This is a genomic window from Paraburkholderia sp. PREW-6R (assembly GCF_039621805.1).
Lineage (GTDB): Bacteria > Pseudomonadota > Gammaproteobacteria > Burkholderiales > Burkholderiaceae > Paraburkholderia.
This window is the reverse complement of record NZ_CP155073.1, coordinates 1,236,919-1,258,837: the sequence shown is the minus strand read 5'-3', so window position 1 is coordinate 1,258,837 and position 21,919 is coordinate 1,236,919. Positions and strand designations below refer to the sequence as shown.

Sequence of the window (21,919 nt, the reverse complement as noted above, 5' to 3'; positions counted from 1 at the left end):
TCATCCCTGTTTGTATTTCAACGGCAGCACGCGCACCTGGCCGCCCGCCTCGACATTCAGCGCCGCGGCTTCGGCCGCGCCAAGCCGGAATACGCCGTCTTCCGGCACGCCCGCGGCCACGCCCACGCGAAAATCGCCGAGCGACGTATTCGACACCATCGAGCGCGGCGCATCCTGCGACGCAGCGGCCGGCCCATCCGCGATCTCGACCGTCGCCACCACGCTTTCACGCACCGTGCGCAGATCGGAGATATGGCATTCGAGCACCGGTCCGGCGTCGAAAATATCGATATGGTTCTCGTAGCGCAGCCCTTCCGCCTCCAGCATGCGGCGTGCGGGAATCGTGTCGTTGTGCGTCAGGCCGACGCAGGCTTGCGCCTCTTGCGGCAATAGTTCGACATACACCGGATAGCGCGGCATCAGTTCCGCGAGGAACGACTTGCGGCCGTGCGAACTCAGATAATCCGCCGCGTTGAAATCGATCTGATAGAAATGCGAGCCGACCGCGCGCCAGAATGGCGACGTGCCTTGCGCGTCGAAATGGCCGCGCAGTTCAGCGCATAAGCGCTGCGGAAAGCGATCGCGAAACTGCGCGACGAACATGAAGCGCGAACGCGACAGCAAGCCGCCCACGCCGCTCGTGCGATAACGCGGGCTCAGGAACAGCGAACACACTTCGGCATAGCCCGTGAGATCGTGCGAGATGTTCAGCGCGCGCATGCGCGTCCAGATGCCCAGGTCCTGGCTCGCGTGCACTACCGTGCTCACGCGATAATTGTAGAAAGGCTGCTGCAATCCCACTGCGGTTTCGATGCCGCAGACGCCGGCCACGTCGCCGGTCACGGTGTCTTCCATCACGAAGAAATAGCCGGCCTCGAAAGGCTCGGCGCGGTCTTCCATGGTGCGACGCGCCCGTTCGACCCGTGCCGCCAGCGCGTCGCGGTCGGGCTTGAACGTGGTCAGGCCCGGGCCGGTTTCCTGCGCGAGCCGCATGAGCGCGTCCACGTCGCCTCGTTGCACCACGCGAACGACGATCATTGCGCGTCCCCCGATTGTTCGTGCTGGTGCAGTGCGTGCAGCGGCACGCAGCGCACCGTATCGCCTTCGTTGACGGCGAGCACGGAGAGTGCCGCCTGCGGCAACGAGGCGCCGGCTTTTCTGTCCGCCGACAGCTCACCCAGCACGCAGCGGAATTCGCCATCCGCACCGTTATGTGCGATCAGATACATCGCGCCCGCCGCATTCGCATTGCCTTGTTGCACGACGCGCGTCTCATTGCGCGCGACGCACGCGCTGCGATCCACCTGCGCGGTCAGCACCGGGCCTGCATCGAAAATGTCGATGTAGCGATCCGTCTCGAAGCCTTCCTCGAGATGGATGTCATACGCGAGCAACGCTTTCGAATCCGGCTCGCCGAGCACGCGTTGCGCCGCTTCCGGCAGGAGCGGCACATAGACGGGATAGGTGGGCATCACTTCGGCGATAAACGTACGGCTGCGACCGCCCGACTCGATTTCAATGTCCTTGAAATCGCGCCCGAAAAACTTGCGGCCGACGGCTTCCCAGAACGGCGACACGCCTGAATCGTCGGTCACGCCGAGCAGCAGCGAAAACACTTCAGGCGTGAAGCGCTTGCGATTCGCAGCGATATACATCATGCGGGCGCGCGACATCAGATGCGCGGCAGCATGGCCCCGCAACGAAGGATCGATGTAATAGCCCGCGAGCCGGCTCTTGCCCGTGAGTTCATGCGACATGGTCAGCGCGTGAATCTTGCGGTTCACGTGCAATTCGCGCGATGCATGAATCAGCGCGTCGTTGCGAAACGCGTAGAACGGGTCCGAGTAACCGGCCGCGGCGACGATGCTGGCCGTGCCCATCAGCTTGCCGCTTTCCGACTCTTCGAGCACGAACAGGTAGAACTCCTCTCCGGGGAAATCGACATCCGCGCGAAACGAGTCTTCTGACAGCGCAATGCGGGCTTCGAGCGCGCGCCGGTCATGCGGCAGCGAATGCAGCACGGGCTGCGCGGTGCGCGCCATCTGTTCGAGTGCGTCGAGGTCGGCAAGACGGCCGGGGCGAACAAAGAGCATCATCGTTCCTGTTGAGTGTCACGCATGATCGAACGCATCGGATCAGTGCGACGCCGCTTCGGTCTTTGCGCCGGCAACCGACTCGAAAGCTTTGGCCAGGCGTGCGAAACCCTCGTTCATGTCGTCTTCCGGCATGATCAGCGACGGCACGAAACGCAGCACGTCCGGCCCGGCCATCAGCATGATCACGCCATGCTGGCCCGCGGCGGCGACGAAATCTTTCGCGCGGCCCTTGTAGGCGTCGTTCAGCTCAGCGCCGATCAGGAGCCCCTTGCCGCGCACTTGCCTGAACAGGCCAAAACGATCGTCCAGCTTCGCCAGATGGCCTTTTAACGTCACGCTGCGGCTGCGCACGCCTTCGAGCACTTTCGGGTCGCTGATCAGTTCCACGACCTTGTCCGCGATTGCCGCGCCCAGCGGATTGCCGCCGTACGTCGTGCCATGTACGCCGACCTTGAAATACGCCGCCAGTTCGTTCGTGGTCAGCATGGCGCCGATCGGAAAACCGTTGCCGAGCGCCTTTGCGGTAGTGAGGATGTCGGGCGTCACGCCGGTGTCCTGATACGCGTAGAAGTAGCCGCTGCGGCCCACACCCGTTTGTACCTCGTCAAAAATCAGCAGTGCGCCGTGCGCGTCGCACGCTTCACGCAGGCCCTTCAGAAACGCCGGATCGGCCGGAATCACGCCGCCTTCGCCCTGAATCGGCTCGACGATCACCGCGCAGGTTTTCGCGCCAATGGCTTGCTTCGCCGCTTCGAGATCGTTGTACGGCAAGTGGATGATGCCGGCGGGTACCGGACCGAAGCCTTCCGAATACTTCGGCTGACCGCCAACGCTCACGGTAAAGAACGTGCGGCCATGAAACGACTGCGTGAACGAGATGATTTCGTACTTGTCCGCGCCGTGCCGGTCGAACGCCACGCGGCGCGCGAGTTTCAGCGCGGCCTCGTTGGCCTCGGCGCCGGAGTTGGCGAAAAAAGCGCGGTCGGCAAAAGTCAGGTTTTCGAGACGTCTGGCCAGACGCAGCACCGGTTCGTTCGTATAGCCGTTGCCGATGTGCCACAGCTTGCTGCCCTGCTCCTGCAGCACTTTCAACAGTTCGGGATGCGCATGACCCAACGCGGTAACAGCGATTCCACCGGCGAAGTCGATATAGTCGCGACCCTGCGTATCCCAGACGCGTGAGCCGAGGCCGCGATCCGGCACGAAGGGGGCGGGTGCGAACACCGGCACCATGACTTCGTCGAAGGTCTGGCGTGTCACTGTCAGGTCATTCATGGCAAATCCTCGTTACGGGTGAGAGGTAATACAGGTAGTGTAGGAAACCGCATGCGATACGTCTTGCGCATACGCGACGCTTTCTATGCGCTTCTACGCGGCGCGCCGATCCGGCGTGTGTCGTGTGTGTGGTGTGTGTCGTGTCAATCCGCCTGATCCGGCCGTTCGATCAACGCCGCGGGCCGCGGTTCGCTTGCTGCCGCGCCCGTCGCGCCGGTCTGTTTGTCGATCCAGTTACGACGATCCTCTCGCGGTGTGACACCAAAGCGTTCGCGGTACGCATTCGAAAAATGCGCCGCCGACGAGAACCCGCAAGCAAGACTGATCTGCACCACCGACTTGCTGGTGCGCTGCAGTTGCGTGCGCGCCTTCGAAAGCCGCAGGCCGAGATAATATTTGGACGGCATGGAGCCGAGATACTGGCGAAACAGGCGCTCCAGCTGACGCCGCGACACGCCCACGAGGCCGGCGATTTCGTCCGTGGTGAGCGGGTCTTCAATATTCGCTTCCATCAGGAGCAGCGCGTCGTTCAGACGCGGATGGCGCTCGCCGGGCGCGGTCACGAATGGAATGCGCTGACGTTCCTCGCCCGCGCGCAACACGCCCACGCCGAGCGTGTCGGCGATCCGGTCGGCGAGTTCGGGGCCATGCTCGCGGCCGATCATCGCCAGCATGAAATCGACGGTGGCCTGACCGCCGGCGCACGTGGCGCGATCGCGGTCGATTTCGAAAATCTGCTGCGTGACGATAGAGCGCTCGAACTGCTCGGAGAACTGCTGATAGGTTTCCCAGTTCACGCTCACGCGATAGCCGGACAACTGCCCCGCCATCGCGAGCCACCACACGCCGTGGTGAATACCGGTGACGAGCGGCGTACGTTGCCCGACGCGCGAAAGGCTGGCGAGGAAGAGCCGGTAATCGGCAAACTGCTGAAACCGCTCGCTGACGACGATCAGCCAGTCGCACGAGATGGCGTCGCCGAACGCGGCATCGGCGGCCCACTGCGCGCCGCCCGAGAGCGCCACCGGACGGCCGTCCCATGAGCAGACCTGCACGCGGTACAGTGCACGGCCGTCGATTTCATTGGCGAGATTCAGCGCGTCGACGATCGGTCCCACGCCCGACATCGACACGGGCGGCAAGGCAACGATAGCGACCTGCGTGATGCGAGCCGGGCTGGACGTGCGAGGCATTGCGGGCTGAATCAGACGATGGGTCCGGCGGCGAATCCGGCAGCGAACGAGGCGGCGGAAAACGCGACTGCGCGCCGCGTCACTTCAGGCTGCCGGACAGGAACTGCTTCAGACGCTCGCTGCGCGGCGAGCTGAGCACTTCCGCAGGCAGGCCCTCTTCTTCCGTGCGCCCCTGGTGCAGGAACATCACGTGGTTCGACACGTTGCGCGCAAAACCCATTTCATGCGTGACGACGATCATCGTGCGGCCTTCTTCGGCGAGCTTCTGCATCACCTTCAGCACTTCGCCCACGAGTTCCGGGTCGAGCGCGGACGTGGGTTCGTCGAACAGCATCACGTCGGGATTCATTGCGAGCGCGCGGGCAATCGCCACCCGCTGCTGCTGGCCGCCCGACAGATGCGATGGATACTGCTTCTCGAGGCGCGGCGCGAGCCCGACCTTCTCCAGATATTCGCGCGCGCGGTCTTCCGCTTCACGACGCGGCAAGCCGAGTACATGAATCGGTGCTTCGACGATATTCTCGATCACGTTCATGTGCGCCCACAAGTTGAAGTGCTGGAACACCATGGCGAGCTTCGTGCGAATGCGCTGCAGCTGCTTGTGATCCGCCACTTCGAGATTGCCCGCGCGGTCGGCTTTCGTCTTCACCGCTTCGCCGTCGACGACGATCTGCCCTGCGTTCGGCCGCTCCAGAAAATTGATGCAGCGCAGGAACGTGCTTTTGCCCGACCCGCTCGCGCCGATAATGCTGATCACGTCGCCTTTGTTCGCGTTCAGCGACACGCCCTTGAGCACTTCGTTGTCGCCGTAGCGCTTGTGGATGTCCTGAACGGCGAGCTTGCAAGCTTCGGTTTGAGTCGTGTGGAGCAAGATGCTCTCCCTTTGTAGATACGGATCGATCTTCGTGTTCAGCGGCTGGGCTTCGCAGCGGGATGTGCTGCGGCAGCAACCGCATTCAATGCGCACGCACCGCCAGGTAGCCGAGCCAGCGCCGCTCGGCGCGACGGAACAGCGCCACTAGCGCAAACGACACCACGAGGTAAATCAGCGCGGCGAGTCCAAATGCATTGAACGACTGGTAGGTGGCCGAGTTTGCATCACGCGCCACTTTCAGGATGTCCGGCACAGTGGCCGTGAACGCGACCGTGGTGGCATGCAACATGAGGATCACTTCGTTACTGTACAACGGCAGCGCCCGGCGCAGCGCGGACGGTATCACAACGCGGCGGTACATCGTGAAACCGCTCATCCCATACGCGCGTGCCGCTTCCACTTCACCATGCGACGTGGAACGGATCGCGCCCGCGAAAATTTCCGTGGTGTAAGCGCAGGTGTTCAGTGCAAACGCAAGGATCGCGCAGTGAAAACCGCTGCGAAAGAATGCGTCCAGCAGTTGATGCGAGCGCACGAATTCCAGGCTGTACATGCCGGTGTAGATCAGCAGCAATTGCACGTAAAGCGGCGTGCCGCGAAACACGTAGGTGTAAAGACGCACCGGCGTGGACAGCCAGCGCTTCTTCGACACGCGCGCCACCGCAAGCGGAATCGCCAGCACGAAGCCGATTGCGATCGACGCCACCAGCAGCCATAGCGTCACTGCAAGACCCGAGATGCGCTGACCGTCCCAGTACAGGAACGCGCGCCAGAACTGGCTGAGAATGTCGATCATGACCGGTCAAAGCTCCGCGTGGCGCACGCCGATCGAATAGCGCTTTTCCAGCCAGATCAGCACGAGATTCGACGCCGTGGTGATCGCCAGATAGATGAGCGCGGCGATCATGATGAAGAAGAACATGTTGAAGGTGCTTTTGCCTGCGTCCTGCGCGGCTTTCACGACGTCCGCGAGACCGATGATCGACACCAGCGCCGTGGCCTTCACGAGCACCTGCCAGTTGTTGCCGATACCCGGCAGCGCAAAACGCATCATTTGCGGAAACAGGATGCGCGTGAAGACCCGCGCACCGCTCATGCCGTACGCGCTGCCCGCTTCCAGCTGGCCGCGCGGCACCGCGAGGAACGCGCCGCGAAACGTCTCGGTGAAATACGCGCCGTAAATGAAGCCGAGCGTCAGCACGCCCGCCACGAACGGGTCGATATCGAATTGCGGCAGGCTCAGCGCGTCAGTGAAATTATTGACGGCGATCTGGATGCTATAGAACAGCAGCAACATCAGCACGAGGTCCGGCACCGAGCGGATCAGCGTCGTATAACCCGTTGCCAGCGCGCGCAATGGGCGGTTGAACGACAGTTTCGCCGCCGCGCCCGCGAGGCCGAGCAGCACGGCCGCCGCCAGCGACAGGACGGACAGCTCGATCGTCTGGATCGTGCCGGCCAGCAACACCGGACCAAAGCCATAAAGGAACACGCGTGTCTCCATCCATGTTGATTGAGGATGTCTTGGATCATGGCGGCCTTGCAGCGGTCGCGAGGGCGTCGCGATTGCTGCAACCGGTTCATCCAGCATGGCGCGCAGTCTCGCAGGACGAAATTAAATGCTCAAAGGATCGCAGCGCATTTGTTGCGCCGCAGCAAGTGGCGGAATCTGGCGGCGAGCCGCTATCGGCGCCGGTTTGACGCGGCATGGGAACCGGTATGCGCGGCGACGGGCGGCAAGCGCTGCCGCGATTTAGCAAGTTTCGAGTCGCTTTTTCGATAGATGCGGGCGCGCGGTCCGAGCCGTTGAGCGTTGTGATCAGCGCGTGGATCTAATGCAAAGGCAAGCAAGCGGCACGCAATTCGGCTCGCAATTCAGCCCGCAGTCCGGCACGCAGTCCCGCACGCATTCCGGCACGGCATCGGCACACAGGTGCCGGGCGGGTGACACGCAGGTGACGGGCATACGTGCACGACTGTCCGCCTAGTCGATCCCCAGACGCGCCCGAATGGCGGGCAGCATGTGCTCGACCGCCGCGCGTCCCTCTTCGATAGCCGGCGCGGCGCGATGAAAATCGAAGATTCCCATTCCACCCAGACGCGGCTGAATCAGAATGTCCGCCGGCTCGCCGGCGAGCCGGCTCCGCGTGATCCGTACCTGCATGATGTCGATGCTCTGCGCGATCGAACTGAGCATGGACGGCACGCGCCCAGTTGGCGGAGGCGGCACGCGTACGTCGTCGGTGGCGCGTGCTTCCGCGGGCGCGAGCCAGCGTGGCCAGGGTTTGCCGTTGCGCCGCAGCGCGACGGGCGGCGGCGCGGATGGGTCGAGCGCCGGCGTATCGACCACGGCGCCGCCGAAATCGCGGCCATTGAGGATGTCGTTATTCAGATCGACGGCAATCACGCAGTCCGCCCGCATGCCACGCGCGACCGACACCGGCACCGGATTGCTCAGGCCGCCGTCCACGAGCCATACGCCGTTGTGCCACACCGGCGTGAATATGCCGGGAATCGCAATCGACGCACGCACCGCGTCCACCACGCTGCCGTCCTGCAGCCAGCTTTCGCGGCCCGAATCGAGTTCGGTGGCCACGGCCGCGAACGGCATGTTCAGTTGCGCGATTGATCGTCCATTGAATTTGTCGGCGAAAAGCTGGATCACTTTGCGTCCACCCAGCAGACCGCCCGAGAGCCGCAGATCGAGCAGGCGTACCACGGTTTGCCATGTCAGACGCGACACCCACTCCTCCAGCCAGTCGAGATCGCCGTTCGCGTAGACCGCGCCGACGAGCGCACCGATCGACGTGCCGCACACTACGTCGGGCTTGATACCCGCATCGTGCAGCGCACGGATTGCGCCGATATGCGCCCAGCCGCGTGCGGCGCCCCCTCCCAACACCAGCCCGATACGGCTGTACCGACGTCGACGTATCATTGCTCACCCCGCTTTCTATTTTTGTCTATCGCCCACGTATCACGTCTGAGCGCGATGTCGTGTACACCTTGTGAAACTGGTCGAAGTGGACGTTGAAAATGCCTTCTTCGGTGACGCCCCGCTCGCGCCATTTCCAGCTCCACACCGTCTCCGGTTTGAGCGGATAGACCGCGACTTCACCTGGCTTGCCGAGCAAACGGCGCACTTCGTCCTCGGTCATACCCATGCGGATTTTTGCGAAGTTCTCTGCCGTCAGCACCTGCGTGATGGCCTGCAATTTCCCGTCGCGGTCGATGTCGACCATATACGTATTCAGCCCCTGCGGACCACGCGGATATTCGAAGCGTTTCGACCCGTCGGTGAAAATGCGCTCGGTTTCCGGCTTGCCCATCTGATCGCGGATCTGCGCTTCGGTCGTCAGGCCGGGCGTCATGTTTTTCAACAGGAGCGCGTCCGGCTTGACGGCATTGAAGAACTCCTTCAGTTTTTGCACGGCTTGATCGCTCTGTTGTTGGTCGCAGCCGGTCAGCGCGACGCACGCGGCCAGCATGACGGCAGTAAGCGGTTTCAGACTCACAGCGGATGTCCTGTAGGAACGCGGCGCATCGCCGGCGTCCGAATGTTTATGTCTACCCCGACGGCCATTGCATCCGGGACGTGCTACAGGATAACCGCGCACGGAAAAATCCGCGAGCGGGCGCGGCGCGCAGGTGGCGCTGCGATCTGGCAGGGAAAATGGAGAGCGGGAACAGGACGGCAGGCGACACCACGAACGCTTGCTGAACCGGCAGGGACGACGCGCAGCAGTCCGCTTCCACGCGATGCGATCATTGACCTTGGCCGCTGACCTCGCGCGATCGCCGGATTAACGGACTGCTGCTGGAATGGCCGCCCTGGTCCCTCGATAGAGCCTTTCGGGTGCAGCTAATCTAAACGCATTGCACGCATTAGACGAGAGCGCGTTTACACTGAATCGGCAGATGATTCAAGAGCCGACACTTCCTTGAGATCCGGCTGCGTGGAGCTAGCCGGGAACGCCGGCATGGGTCTGCGTGAGCAATGAGCCGGACGCATTGCTGCCGGAAAGTGAATGACGGTGCGTCACCGCGTTGCCCGCAAGCGAAGCAGTGATATCGGTGTGCGTATCAACGTAACGGAAAACGGCGATCAACACTCGTGCGCACGTCAAAATCCGCGGATCATACTGGTAGCTTCGTCAGTATCCGCGGTGCAATGCTGCGGAGATTGTCATCGCTGCGCTTACGTCATGACATCGAGTGGATGTCATCGGCGATCAGGCGCGCGTACGGATCAGACAAACGCCGTATTTTGCCAGGCAAATGAACACTGCCCCGGCACAGCTTCAAAAAAGCGGGCACCCGGCATACAGTCAAACGGCACGTCGGGCGGGCAGCTTCATCGCGTGAAGCTGCCCTGCTGGATCAAGGCGGCCCATGTCAGATCACATGAAAGCCATGCGTGCCATCGCGGCCGAGTTGCGCGACGAGTCCGTACTCCCATTCGAGATATGCGTTCATTGCTTCACGCGCGTTATCGGTGCCCTCGTAAGGACGACGATAACGGTCGATGCGCGGCGACGCCATCCGCGTCTCGCCAATTTCCAGCGGCAGATCCGCATCGATCCATGCATTCGTGCCACCGCTTAGCACCTGAACCGGCTTGCCGGTCAATGCCACAACCTCGGGCGCGGCGAAGCGTGCAAGCAGGCTGCTGCCGCACGTGAGGACATAGCGTTGCGCAGCGGGCAGCTTGAGCAGCGCCTGTTCGAGATTCGAGCGGATCACGAACCACGCGCCGGGAATGTGATGCTCCACGTAGTTTGCGCTGGTCGTGAAATCCAGCACCGCCGTGCCGGGCGATTGCAGCAACGTGCGCAGTTCGGTAGGGGTCAGTTCATCGACTGCCGGCGGCGTGGGTGCATGGCGCGCCGACGGGCCGGAACTCTTCTCCGCGAAGTCGGCAGGCATCAGACCATCCACGACATAGACCTCGATGTTCATCTGCGCGAGCCACGATGCCGTCATATTGGCGCGCACGCCGTCGTTGTCCGCGAGGATCACGCGGGCGCCGCGCACCGGCGCGAACATGTCGGTCTCCTGAACGAGTTGACCGCCGGGCGCGCTGCGAAAACCGGGGACATGCCCCGCTTCGTATTCTTCCGGCGTGCGCACGTCGAAACGGTAGACGGTCCGCACCGCTTCGCCGGCCCAGCGGCGCGCTTCGTCGCGCGACGTACGGCCCACGCGCGCGCGGTTCGCGACATTGCGCGCGGCGTCGGCGGAAACGAGACGCACGTGGTCGTCCACGTGCGGATCGAAGCGCCGCGAACTGCCGTGCGCGAGCGCCTGACCAGCGAGCGTCCAGCCCATTGTTCCATTGCGCAGCGCCGCGACCGGATTGGGCACGCCCGCATTGATCAGTGACTGCGCGCCGATGATGCCGCGCGTGCGCCCCGCACAGTTGACGATGATTCGTGTGGCCGGGTCCGGCGCGATCTGCCGCGCGCGCAGCACGAGTTCGGCCCCGGGCACGCTGATGCTGCCCGGAATGTTCATCGTGTGATATTCGTCGTATCGGCGCGCGTCCAGCACCACGACATTCGCCTCACGATCGAGCAGCGCCTGCACCTGCGAAGGCGGCATGGATGGCGTGTGGCGCTCGCTTTCCACCAGTTCACCGAACGCCTTGCTCGGCACGTTTACGTCTTTAAACAGTTCACCCCCTGCATCACGCCAGCCCTGCAAACCTCCTTCGAGCAACGTGACATGGGTGTAGCCCAGTTCCTCCAGCCGCTCAGCCGCTCGCTCGGCGAGACCTTCGCCGTCGTCGAATACGACAATGGGGACCGCCAGGCGCGGCAGACGAACCGGCGCGTCGAGTTCAAGCCGCGACAGCGGCAAATTGGCTGCGAATAATGGGTGACTACGCGCGTGCGGATCTTCTTCGCGCACATCCACGAGCGCGATTTCCTCGCGCTCGAGGAGGGCTTGGCGCACATCTCTGAAAGATCGGGTACGAAATACTTTGGCGAAACTCATGAGTTCGAAAACTCCCTCGTGACGTTCCAGTTATTCGGCAACACGTCGTTCGAATAGCCGGATATAAATGGCTTGCGGCCTGTGCCGGCCTCACTGGCCGAGCGCCTGACCGCGCCGATATTTGCACCGTACACGTGAATGCGGATAAGCGTACGGTCACTCCGTGTCCTGCTTGCACGACGCAGATCGTCAAAGCGTGGCGACGCCGCATCGACCGCGCCGACGTCCGGTCCCTTTATCAAGACGCCGTCCGCAGTGTTGTAGAGGACTGTGCAATTTCCGCGCCACGCGGCGCTTGATAAACGAGCTTGCGCCTGCACGTGGCCGGCCCTGCCTCAGGGTTCAGATCACTGTAAAATCAGAGGATTGGATTTGGACGCTGCGCTCCCGCACCATGCGAGCGCTTAGTCTGGGCGCGCTGGCCCAAAGCGGTGCCACATCGCATGCTGATCTAGGAGGAGATGGGTACACGTAGTCTCAAGTGTGACTTGCTTGGTTACCTGCTCAGCGACCTGCTAAATAACCTGCTTGCAATATTTGCAGTCGCGCCGTTGCAAGCGGTAGCGTCAACCACTTTTTGATGCTTTGCAAAAACAGAGTCCTGATTGAACGATGGCGGTCGGCGGGTGGAGTGTGGGCGCGAGACGCGGCTGACGATTGCGCCATTTTTTTGCCCTGTTTTCGCGCGGCGGTTCATTGTCGAACCGGAACTTGCGCAGCGGCGCGTGGCGTTCGATCGAGGGCAACCCACGCACAGAGTTGATGGGAAAACAGATTGGGCATCGCGGCCTGTCAGGCAGCCACTCTGCCGCGCGCGATTCGCTCGCGGGTCGCCGGAATGAGCGCGCGGCCATAGTCGAAGGCATCTTCGAGCGGATCGAAACCGCGCATGAGGAAAGTGGAGACACCGAGCGCATGATATTCCGCAAGCGTGTCGGCCAGCCACGAACGGGCGCCTCGACTTGAAGGGTACATTGCTTCGATATACGAACGATCCCTCGCACTTCCCTCGCTCGTGACAAAGCCGTCATCCGCTCCCGCTCCGAACTACGTGCGTCGCGGACGGGTCTGCCAGGGAAACCAGCGATGCGGTGACAACAGCGGCGGGGGGCGATCGGCTTCGCCTCGGCAACGCCGCGACAACCGATGATCCTGATATGCGCAGAGCGCGTGGGACAACCAACGGTTTGGGATGTACCCGTCGACGCGCGTAGCGCCGCCGGAAGAATGACTGCCTTGTCACAGGGGCGGAGTGTGCGGGAGCACAGATTCCAGATGAACCACTGCCTTCTGCGAACTGGGGGACCCGCTTAAGAATTAGCGGTTTGAGCCGCTTTCTCTTGCCTACTTCTCTTTGCGGCGGCAAAGAGAAGTAGGTGCCGCCCCGCACAGGGGCAACGCCAATAGACCACCAACATCACAAAGAAAAGAAAAAAAAGAAAGCACACCCAAACCTCAACCCCCTTCCACGAACGTGGACATCCCCACCCTTCCGAGCAAAAACCCCAAACCTTTGCCACAATCGACAGATCACGCAAAAGCGCAAAAACCCGAAAGCGCCAAAATCCTTGTGGAAAGCAAAGCACCATGATCCCCTTCTCGGTCCTCGACCTGTCACCCGTCACTGCTGGCGCCACCCCCGCCGACGCATTCCGTAACACGCTCGACCTCGCGCAGCATGCGGAAAAGTGGAACTACCATCGCTACTGGCTCGCGGAGCATCACAACATGACCGGAATCGCCAGCGCGGCCACCGCCGTCGTGATCGGTCACGTCGCAGGGGGTACGAAGACAATCCGCGTGGGCTCGGGCGGCATCATGCTGCCCAACCATGCCCCGCTCGTCATCGCGGAACAGTTCGGCACGCTCGCGTCGCTGTACCCCGACCGTATCGACCTGGGACTCGGTCGCGCGCCCGGCACCGACCAGACCACCGCCCGCGCGCTGCGCCGGGACCTGCAAAATAGCGCAGACTCTTTTCCCGATGACGTCGTGGAGTTGCAGCGCTATTTCGCCGACCCGGTGCCCGGTCAACGCATCCGCGCCGTGCCCGGTGCGGGCCTGCACGTGCCGCTGTGGCTGCTCGGCTCGTCGCTGTTCAGCGCGCAACTCGCGGCCACGCTCGGTCTGCCGTTCGCGTTCGCGTCCCACTTCGCACCCGACTACCTGCTCACCGCATTGAAGGTCTACCGCGAACAGTTCCGTGCGTCGGCTACCCTCGACAAACCGTATGCAATGGTCGGCGTCAACCTGTTTGCAGCAGATTCGAACGACGAAGCGCAGCGTCTCTTTACCTCGCTGCAGCAGCAGTTCATCAACCTGCGACGCGGCACGCCAGGACTGTTGCAGCCGCCCGTCGAGCGTCTCGAAGCATCGGACATGGAACTGAACGGCGTTGCGCATTCGCTTGCGTGCACGGTCATCGGTGACCGCGACGCGGTGCGCGAAGGTTTGCTGTCGGTCATCGAGCAAACCGGCGCCGACGAATTGATGCTCACCGCGCAGATCTATGACCACACCGCGCGTCTGCGCTCGTTCGAAATCGGCGCACAAGTGCGTGATGAACTGAGCGCGAGCAAGTAACAGGTAAGCCTGCGGCGAAAGCGCGCGGGCGCATGCGGCGAGAGCTCACGGCAGAAGCAACGTCCAGCAAGCACCTACCACCGCAAAAAAGGGCGGTCCGCTTGAGCGGCACCGCCCTCGACTGCTTCCGGGCACGCCTCGTCGCCCTTCACTTACGGCAGTCGCGAACGACGCCCAGCGCGGCAACGCCTCCCCTCTAGCGATTCGCCGGCACCGCCGCCATCCCGTCGAGCAACGCCTTGTGAAACGCCTGCGGGTCCTGCATCTGCGGCGCGTGCCCTAGCTCGGCGAACTCGATCAGCGTCGCGTGCGGAATCGCTTTCGCGGCAGCCTTGCCGAGTTCCGGATAATGGCCGAGCTTCGCGCGCACCTCGGGCGGCGCCGCATCCTTGCCGATGGCGGTCGTGTCCTTCTGCCCGATCAGCAACAGCGTCGGCATGCTCAGTTGACCCAACTCGTAAACAACAGGCTGCGTGTAGATCATGTCGTAAAGCAAAGCTGAATTCCACGCGACGATCTGCTTGCCCGGTCCGCGATACATGCCCGCGAGCATCTGCACCCACGGTTCGTAGTCGGCGCGCCACTGTCCCGCGTAGTAGGTGGATTGCTCGTAGCGGCGAATGCTGTCGGCGGTCGTCTTCAGTTCGCGCGCGTACCATTGATCGACCGACAGCGACGGCACGCCCTTCGCTTTCCAGTCTTCGAGGCCGATCGGATCGACCAGCACCAGTTGCTGCGTCTCGCGCGGGTACATGAGCGCATAGCGGATGGCAAGCATGCCGCCGGTCGAATGGCCGATCATGGTGGCATCGGTCACGCCGAGCGATTCGAGCAACGCATGCGTGTTGCGCGCCAGTTGCTGGAAGCTGTACTGGTAATGCTCAGGCTTGCTCGATTTGCAAAAACCGATCTGGTCAGGCGCGATCACCCGGTAGCCCGCGTCGCTCAGCCGCCGGATCGTCGCGTCCCACGTGGCCGCGCAAAAGTTCTTGCCATGCAGCAACACCGCCGTGCGTCCATTCGCATGGGCGGATTTGATATCCATGTAAGCCATATGCAGCGCCACGCCCTGTGACCTGAATTCGTACTGGTCGACGGGCGCCGGATAATTGAAGCCCTGCAACTCGGGACCGTAAGCGGGACCCGCATCGTCAGAAGCAGCGGCCGACGTACCGGCCTCGCTCCCCGCGTGCGCGGCACCGCTCGCTCCATCAGTTCCAGCCGAGGCCGCTGTCTCTGCGGCGAACGCCGCGAGGGGTGTCGTTAGCGCCGTCGGCGCCGCAAAAAATACACAGCCGCCCAGAATGGCGAGCAAGGTATGCCGGCAGGAACTCATCGTTTAATTTGCCAGTGAAAGAGCCATGAAACGAGAAGCAGGCGGGATGCAGAAGTCCGATTGTGCGGGCGCCGCCTGCCGTAAGCGCTTGATTCTACGACGCACCGCTCAGCTCTGCCGCTGCTCGCACAAGCCATGCGCAACGATGCCGCCGCAATCGAAGGCAGCGCAAAACCGACGCCGGCCAGCAGTCAACCGCCTAAATCAAGCCGGCTCGACCAGGCGGTTTGAGCCATTGCTTCTGGGCACGTATATTGCACCGGATCACCTCACGCCCTATGTGTCATGACGCACGGAGCAGAGCCTCTTTACGGCCGATCTTGCACAAGGAAGACTGCGCGCCGGCTTCTCTGCGTAGTGGACACTTCAGGCTTGCGATCAATCAGTGCGAGAACCGGCTGACAGCGTCATGATGCCAAAAGCCGGCCGCCGACACGAAAGATCAGCGAAGAAAAACGGAGCAGCACCCGGGGCATACCAATCAGCAACTATTCGCATGCGACTCGAGTCAGCGCTCAGGCGTCGGCTCTCGTCGACACAGGAGACAGACATGGACACTCCGGCACGATTGAACGATCTGCAACGCACGACCCTCGCCATCGTCCTCGCGGGCGGAAGAGGCACGCGGCTCGGGCCGCTCACCAATAAACGCGTTAAACCGGCAGTGCATTTCGGCGGCAAATACCGGATCATCGACTTCGCGCTGTCCAACTGTCTGAACTCGGGCATTCGCCGCATTGCGGTGGTCACGCAATACAAGGCGCACTCGCTGCTGCGTCATCTGCAGCGCGGCTGGAGTTTCCTGCGCGGCGAGTTCGGCGAATTCATCGACCTGTGGCCGGCGCAGCAGCGCGTCGAAGGCGCGCACTGGTATCGCGGCACGGCCGACGCCGTGTTCCAGAACCTCGACATCATCCGCTCGATCCGGCCCAAGTATGTGATCGTGCTGGCGGGCGACCACATCTACAAGCAGGACTACACGCGGATGATCCTCGACCACGCAGAAAGCGGCGCGGATTGCACGGTCGGCTGCATCGAGGTGCCCCGAATGGAAGCGGTGGCCTTCGGCGTGATGCATGTCGACGAAAATCGGCGCGTGACCGGCTTCGTCGAGAAACCGGCGGATCCGCCCTGCATTCCCGGCCGTCCCGACACCGCCCTCGCGAGCATGGGCATCTACGTGTTCAATGCGGACTATCTGTACTCGCTGCTCGAAGACAACATCACCAGCATCGACACCGATCACGACTTCGGCAAGGACATCCTGCCGCGCGTAGTCACCCAGGGCACGGCGATCGCGCATCCGTTCAGCATGTCGTGCGTATCGTCCGATCCGAATGTCGAGCCGTACTGGCGCGACGTCGGCACGATCGACGCGTACTGGGCGGCCAACCTCGATCTCGCCTCCACGATTCCGACGCTCGATCTGTACGACCGCTCGTGGCCGATCTGGACGTATCAGGAACAGTTGCCGCCCGCCAAATTCGTGCGCGACATGAAAGGCCTGCAAGGCTCGGGCAATAATCTGATCGTGTGCGGCGGCTGTGTGATCTCGGGGTCACAGATTTCGCGCTCGGTGTTGTCCTCGAACGTGAAAGTGAGTTCGTTCTGTAACATCAATGAGGCAGTGTTGCTGCCACAGGTCACAGTCGGCGCGAGTTGCCGCCTGCAGAAGGTCGTGATCGACCGCGGGTGTGCGATTCCCGACGGCACGGTCATCGGCGAAGATCCGGTGGCCGACGCCGAGCGCTTCTACCGTACCGAGTCAGGCGTCGTGCTGGTCACGCCCGAAACGCTACAGGCAAAAGCGAACTGACACCTGCATCCCATCAACTGGAACGAGACGGAGCCTATGACGATTCGCGCCCTGCACGTCGCAAGCGAGCTGTATCCCCTCCTCAAAACGGGCGGTCTCGCCGACGTCGCGGGCGCATTGCCGCCCGCGCTGATCGAGCGCGGCGCCGATGTGCGCGTACTGCTGCCGGGCTTTCCGTCGGTCGCCGCCGGGCTGACCGACGTACGGACGGTCGCCCAGCTCGGGCGCCATTTCGACGCGCCGGACGTGACGCTGGAACAGGGCACGCTGCCGTCGAACGGGCTGACGGTTTACATGATCCGCGCCAAAACGCTTTACGACCGGCCCGGCAACCCGTATCTGAACGACGAACACGTCCCCTACGGCGACAACGCGCAGCGCTTCGCGCTGCTCGGCTGGGTCGCTGCAAAAATGGCGCAGCAGCTCGACCCGGCGTGGTCGCCACAGATCATTCACGCGCACGACTGGCACGCGGGCCTCGCGCCTGCCTATCTGAAAGCCGCCGAGCGCGAGCAGGGCCGCGCGCTCGCCCACAGCATCTTCACCGTACATAACCTTGCCTATCAGGGCGTCTTTCCCGCGCACCAGTTCGGCCAGCTCGGCCTGCCGGACGACTTCTTCAGCGTCTACGGCATCGAGTTCTACGGCCAGTTGTCCTTTCTCAAGGCAGGCCTGTATTACAGCGACAGGATCACCACGGTGAGCCCCGCTTACGCGCGGGAAATTCAGACGCTTGCACAGGGCGGCGGCCTGGACGGCCTGCTTCGGCACCGTTCGCACGATCTGAGCGGCATTCTGAACGGCGTCGATTACACCGTCTGGAATCCGACGAGCGATGCGCTCCTCGACAATCATTACAGCGTCACGCGCCTCGCCGGAAAGATCGCCTGCAAGGAGGCGCTGCAAAAGCGCTTCGGCCTCACGCAGAAAAACGACGCGCTGCTGTTCGGCGTGGTGAGCCGTCTGACCGAGCAGAAAGGCCTCGATCTGCTGCTCGAAGCGGTGCCCGAAATCGTCAAACGCGGCGGACAGCTCGTCGTGTTCGGCACGGGCGACCCCGCGCTTGAAAACGGCCTGAAGCGGGCGGCGCAAACGCACCCACACTCGGTCGCGGTCGAACTGGGCTTCGACGAAACGCTCGCCCACACCATCGTCGCGGGCAGTGACGTGATCGCGGTGCCGTCGCGCTTCGAGCCGTGCGGCCTCACGCAGCTCTACGCGCTCGCGTATGGCTCGCTGCCGCTCGTGCACTGCGTCGGCGGTCTCGCGGACACCGTGGTCGACGCCTCGCTCGAAAACCTTGCCGATGAGATCGCCACTGGCTTCGTGTTCGAACGCTTCGAGCTGAAGGGCATCGCCGCCGCGATCCGCCGCGCGTTCGCCCTCTACGGCCGCCGCACCGACTGGAAAGCCACCCAGCGGCGCGCGATGCGGCAGGACTTCGGCTGGGGTGCCTCCGCCGAGCGTTATCTCGCGTTGTATCGCGAACTGGTCTGACGAAGCCCGCGCCGTTTGATGGTTCGGCGCAACAACACGGGGCCGGATCAACTCGCGAACAGCAAACTCATGTATTGTTTCCTGATCACGCAAGCCGTGCATTTTTACCTGCCCGGCCTGCTTCCACGTTGCCGCGCGAGGCATCCGGCCGCCGCCGGCACGCTTCGCGGCACTCCTTCCTGTTTCCCAGATCGCGCATGAGCGTTGCGCGCGCCATACCATGACGAAGAACGTCCTGAGCATCCAGTCACATGTCGTATTCGGGCACGCCGGCAACAGCGCGGCTGTCTTTCCGATGCGCCGTCTTGGCGTGAACGTGTGGCCGCTCAATACCGTGCAGTTTTCGAATCACACGCAATACGGCCACTGGACAGGCAGCGCGATCGACGCTGCGCAGATGGGAGATCTCGTCGACGGAATCGGTGCGATCGGCATGCTGCCGCGCTGCGACGCGGTGCTGTCCGGCTACCTGGGCACGCCGGAACAGGCGGAATCGGTGCTCGAGATCGTCGCAGCGGTGAAGGCCGCCAATCCGCGTGCGTGGTATTTCTGCGATCCGGTCATGGGCGCGGCGAGCGGCTGCAAGGTCGAGCCGGGCATTCAGGAATTTCTGGTGCGCACCATGCCGGAAAAGGCCGACGCGATGGCGCCGAACCATACCGAACTGCAGCTTCTCACCGGCCGCGAGATCGAGACGCTGGAGGAAGCCGTGATCGCGTGCCGCGAACTGATCGCGCGCGGCCCGAAGCTCGTGCTGGTCAAGCACCTGCTCGACCGCAACAGTCCCGCGGACCGCTTCAACATGCTGGTCGTTACCGAGCGTGAAGCGTGGATGGGCCAGCGTCCGCTGTACCCGTTCGCGCGGCAGCCGGTGGGCGTCGGCGATCTCACGAGCGCGGTGTTCGTCGCTCGCACGCTGCTCGGCGACTCGATTCGCGCGGCTTTCGAGCATACGCTCGCCGCGGTCAACGCGGTCGTCAAGCAGACCTGGCAAGCCGGCCGCTACGAACTCGAACTCGTGGCCGCGCAGAACGACATTGCGCAGCCGCGCGAATGGTTCGACGCGTGGGTCGCCGAATCGGCGTAGCCGCATCGTCGTTTTTTGCGTGAATCTGCGCTGTCAGGCCGGCGTCCTATAATGCGTGCCGCGTGAGCGAGGCGTGCGCTTCGCTCACGCGGCATTTTTTCAGGCACCCGGCATTCAGCAGACGAGGCACAGATGGACGGTTATATCCGCAGCGAGCGGGAAGAATATTTCGAGCAGTTGTGCATGAGCGTCGACGCGGACGAAACGCACGAACAGGAAGCGATCGAGTACTTCGAGAACCAGTTCGACCAGGCCGACTTCGATCCGGCTCAGTGGCTCGACATTGCGCTTTACTATTCGCCCGCGGTCGCGCGCGGAATCGTCGACATGGTGACGCCCGACGACAAGGCGCGCAGCAACATCGCCGAAGTGATCGCCGACAACCTCGACATCTCGTATGGCGAAGACGAGTGCCAGCAGTTTGCCGAAACCATCGAATTCGCGATGAACAACGGCGTGCCGGTGGATCTCGATCTCGTGCTCGATGGCTGTCAGCGTGCAATCGACGATCTCGACACGTGGGCCGACGAGGCAACCAGGGAGCCGCTTCTGCGCTTTCGCGAAGAACTGCTGCGGCTCCAGGGCGAGCGTTAAGCCCGCTTCACAACGTTGCCTTCCGCGGCCCGCGTGCGGGCCGACCTATGCCGCGATCCTCACCCGGGCCGCGCGTCGCTGTGACCGCCCGCCAAAGCGCTGCGCCGGCTGTGCCGAAATGCTCATTCGAAGCGCCGCGATCTGCCAAGACGAACTCAAATTGGCTTTCTATATTCGCGCCAGATTCCTTGGCGTGTCAGACGGCCGCGCATGCATCGAATGGCCCAGGGGCAGCGCGTCTTCCCATTTTGTTTATGGCGAACGATCATTCCTGCGTCTTCCGGTGCGCCTCGCGAGAGGCCTGACCCGCGCGTCGATCCCGCGCGACCGCCTTGCCGCTTTCAACGCTTTCAACACCCTGAAACTGTCGATGAAAGGAGAGACCATGAGTCGTCGCAACACGCTGAAAACGCTTGGCCTGCTGATTGCCGCTGTCTTCGCGGCCGCGCCGCTCGCCAGTCGTGCCGATGATCTGACGGTCAAGATCGGCTTTGCCGCTCCGCTGACGGGTGCGAACGCGGGCTACGGCAAGGATCTGCAAAACGGCGTCCAGCTTGCGCTCGAAGAAGCGAACGCGCAGAAGATCAAGATCGGCGACAAGGTGGCGCAGTTCCAGATTGTCGTCGAAGACGACCAGGCCGACCCGCGCGTCGGCGTGCAGGCTGCGCAGAAACTGGTGGACGCGGGCGTCGCGGCGGTGGTGGGCCACTTCAACTCGGGCACGACGATCCCGGCCTCGCAGGTCTACGAGCAGGCCGGCATTCCGGTAATCGATCCGGCCGCGACCAATCCCATCATCACCGGGCGCGGCTTTGCGAACACCTTCATGGTGATTTCCACCGACGCGCAAAATGCCGGCAACGCGGGCGTCTATGCCGTCGAGGTGACCAAGGCCAAACGCATCGCGATCATCGACGACCGCACGGCCTTCGGCCAGGGCGAAGCCGACGAGTTCGAGAAAGCCGTGAAGGCGCACGGCGGCAGCATCATCACGCGCGAATACACGGACAATAAAGCGGTCGACTTCAGTACGCAGATCACCAAGATCAAGTCAACGAATGCCGATCTGGTTTTCTTCGGCGGGCTGGACACCCAGGCCGCGGGCTTCGCGAAGCGGATGAAACAACTGGGACTGAACGCGCAACTGGTGGGCGGCGGCGGTGTGATGGACGAGGACTTCATCAAGCTTGCGGGCGATTCCGCCGAAGGCGTGATGGCCTGGGAATACGGCCGTCCGCTATCGCAACTGCCAGGCGGCGCGACCTTCTCGGCGAAATTCAAGAAGCGTTTCGGCGTGGACATCCTCTCTTACGCACCGTTCGGTTATGACGGCGCATGGGCCGCGATCAAGGCAATGCAGCAGGCCAGATCGACGTCTCCCGCGGTGTACCGGCCCGCACTCAAGGCGATCGATTTCGACGGCGTGACCGGCAAGATTTCGTTCGACAGCACCGGCGCGTTGAAGAGCGGCTCCTCCACGCTCTATCAGGTCAAGAATGGCGCATGGGTGCCGATCGTGACGAAGAGCGGTACCTGATGCGACGAAGCGCTGATCGAACGGCGTGCGCGCT

General features: G+C 62.9%; 17 protein-coding genes and 1 pseudogene. 6 read left to right on the top strand and 12 right to left on the bottom strand.

Annotation, left to right across the window (positions count from 1 at the left end; translation table 11 throughout):
• The 11 genes and pseudogenes from astA to AAGS40_RS05415 all read right to left on the bottom strand — a co-directional run.
• On the bottom strand, positions 1–1,038 hold the full coding sequence (gene astA, locus AAGS40_RS05465; RefSeq protein ID WP_345813700.1) for an arginine N-succinyltransferase: 1,038 nt from the start codon (positions 1,036–1,038) through the stop codon (positions 1–3).
• Complete coding sequence (gene aruF, locus AAGS40_RS05460; protein WP_345814278.1) at positions 1,035–2,093, bottom strand: arginine/ornithine succinyltransferase subunit alpha; 1,059 nt, start codon at positions 2,091–2,093, stop codon at positions 1,035–1,037. Before aruF ends, astA begins: the two co-directional genes overlap by 4 nt.
• A 42-nt stretch (positions 2,094–2,135) precedes the next feature.
• Complete coding sequence (locus AAGS40_RS05455) at positions 2,136–3,371, bottom strand: aspartate aminotransferase family protein (RefSeq protein ID WP_345813699.1); 1,236 nt, start codon at positions 3,369–3,371, stop codon at positions 2,136–2,138.
• A 143-nt stretch (positions 3,372–3,514) separates the two neighbouring features.
• Positions 3,515–4,564, bottom strand: coding sequence for a GlxA family transcriptional regulator (locus AAGS40_RS05450; protein WP_345813698.1), 1,050 nt, complete (start codon positions 4,562–4,564; stop codon positions 3,515–3,517).
• Between the two features lie 79 nt (positions 4,565–4,643).
• Entirely contained in the window at positions 4,644–5,435 is a 792-nt protein-coding gene (locus AAGS40_RS05445; protein WP_345813697.1) for an ABC transporter ATP-binding protein, read from the bottom strand.
• A gap of 85 nt (positions 5,436–5,520) precedes the next feature.
• Positions 5,521–6,234: an ABC transporter permease gene (locus tag AAGS40_RS05440; RefSeq protein WP_345813696.1), complete on the bottom strand. Its 714-nt coding sequence runs from the start codon at positions 6,232–6,234 to the stop codon at positions 5,521–5,523.
• Positions 6,235–6,240: 6 nt separating this feature from the next.
• Positions 6,241–6,930, bottom strand: a complete 690-nt coding sequence (hisQ, locus tag AAGS40_RS05435) for a histidine ABC transporter permease HisQ (RefSeq protein ID WP_345813695.1) — start codon at positions 6,928–6,930, stop codon at positions 6,241–6,243.
• 492 nt (positions 6,931–7,422) lie between these two features.
• The gene (locus AAGS40_RS05430) at positions 7,423–8,376 is read right to left on the bottom strand and encodes a patatin-like phospholipase family protein (protein WP_345813694.1); all 954 of its coding nucleotides are present in this window, start codon (positions 8,374–8,376) and stop codon (positions 7,423–7,425) included.
• Between the two features lie 25 nt (positions 8,377–8,401).
• On the bottom strand, positions 8,402–8,953 hold the full coding sequence (locus AAGS40_RS05425) for a hypothetical protein (RefSeq protein ID WP_345813693.1): 552 nt from the start codon (positions 8,951–8,953) through the stop codon (positions 8,402–8,404).
• An 880-nt stretch (positions 8,954–9,833) separates the two neighbouring features.
• The gene (locus AAGS40_RS05420; RefSeq protein WP_345813692.1) at positions 9,834–11,435 is read right to left on the bottom strand and encodes a rhodanese-related sulfurtransferase; all 1,602 of its coding nucleotides are present in this window, start codon (positions 11,433–11,435) and stop codon (positions 9,834–9,836) included.
• 792 nt (positions 11,436–12,227) lie between these two features.
• Positions 12,228–12,377: pseudogene (locus AAGS40_RS05415) on the bottom strand (alkanesulfonate monooxygenase); the annotation flags it as partial.
• Between the two features lie 645 nt (positions 12,378–13,022).
• Between AAGS40_RS05415 and AAGS40_RS05410 the strand changes: the two are divergent.
• On the top strand, positions 13,023–14,018 hold the full coding sequence (locus AAGS40_RS05410) for an LLM class flavin-dependent oxidoreductase (protein WP_345813691.1): 996 nt from the start codon (positions 13,023–13,025) through the stop codon (positions 14,016–14,018).
• Positions 14,019–14,214: 196 nt separating this feature from the next.
• Here AAGS40_RS05410 and AAGS40_RS05405 read toward each other — a convergent pair whose 3' ends face one another.
• Positions 14,215–15,354 (bottom strand): alpha/beta hydrolase, encoded by a 1,140-nt coding sequence (locus AAGS40_RS05405; RefSeq protein WP_345813690.1) that lies wholly within the window; start codon positions 15,352–15,354, stop codon positions 14,215–14,217.
• 550 nt (positions 15,355–15,904) lie between these two features.
• On the opposite strand from AAGS40_RS05405, the gene glgC reads away from it, so the two are divergent.
• From glgC to AAGS40_RS05380, 5 genes are all read left to right on the top strand, one after another.
• The gene (gene glgC / locus AAGS40_RS05400; RefSeq protein ID WP_345813688.1) at positions 15,905–17,170 is read left to right on the top strand and encodes a glucose-1-phosphate adenylyltransferase; all 1,266 of its coding nucleotides are present in this window, start codon (positions 15,905–15,907) and stop codon (positions 17,168–17,170) included.
• 36 nt (positions 17,171–17,206) lie between these two features.
• The gene (gene glgA / locus AAGS40_RS05395) at positions 17,207–18,667 is read left to right on the top strand and encodes a glycogen synthase GlgA (protein WP_345813687.1); all 1,461 of its coding nucleotides are present in this window, start codon (positions 17,207–17,209) and stop codon (positions 18,665–18,667) included.
• A gap of 220 nt (positions 18,668–18,887) precedes the next feature.
• Complete coding sequence (gene pdxY, locus AAGS40_RS05390) at positions 18,888–19,754, top strand: pyridoxal kinase PdxY (protein WP_345813685.1); 867 nt, start codon at positions 18,888–18,890, stop codon at positions 19,752–19,754.
• Positions 19,755–19,886: 132 nt separating this feature from the next.
• Positions 19,887–20,348 (top strand): hypothetical protein, encoded by a 462-nt coding sequence (locus AAGS40_RS05385; RefSeq protein WP_345813684.1) that lies wholly within the window; start codon positions 19,887–19,889, stop codon positions 20,346–20,348.
• Between the two features lie 385 nt (positions 20,349–20,733).
• Complete coding sequence (locus AAGS40_RS05380; RefSeq protein ID WP_345813683.1) at positions 20,734–21,885, top strand: branched-chain amino acid ABC transporter substrate-binding protein; 1,152 nt, start codon at positions 20,734–20,736, stop codon at positions 21,883–21,885.
• Positions 21,886–21,919 lie beyond the last annotated feature (34 nt).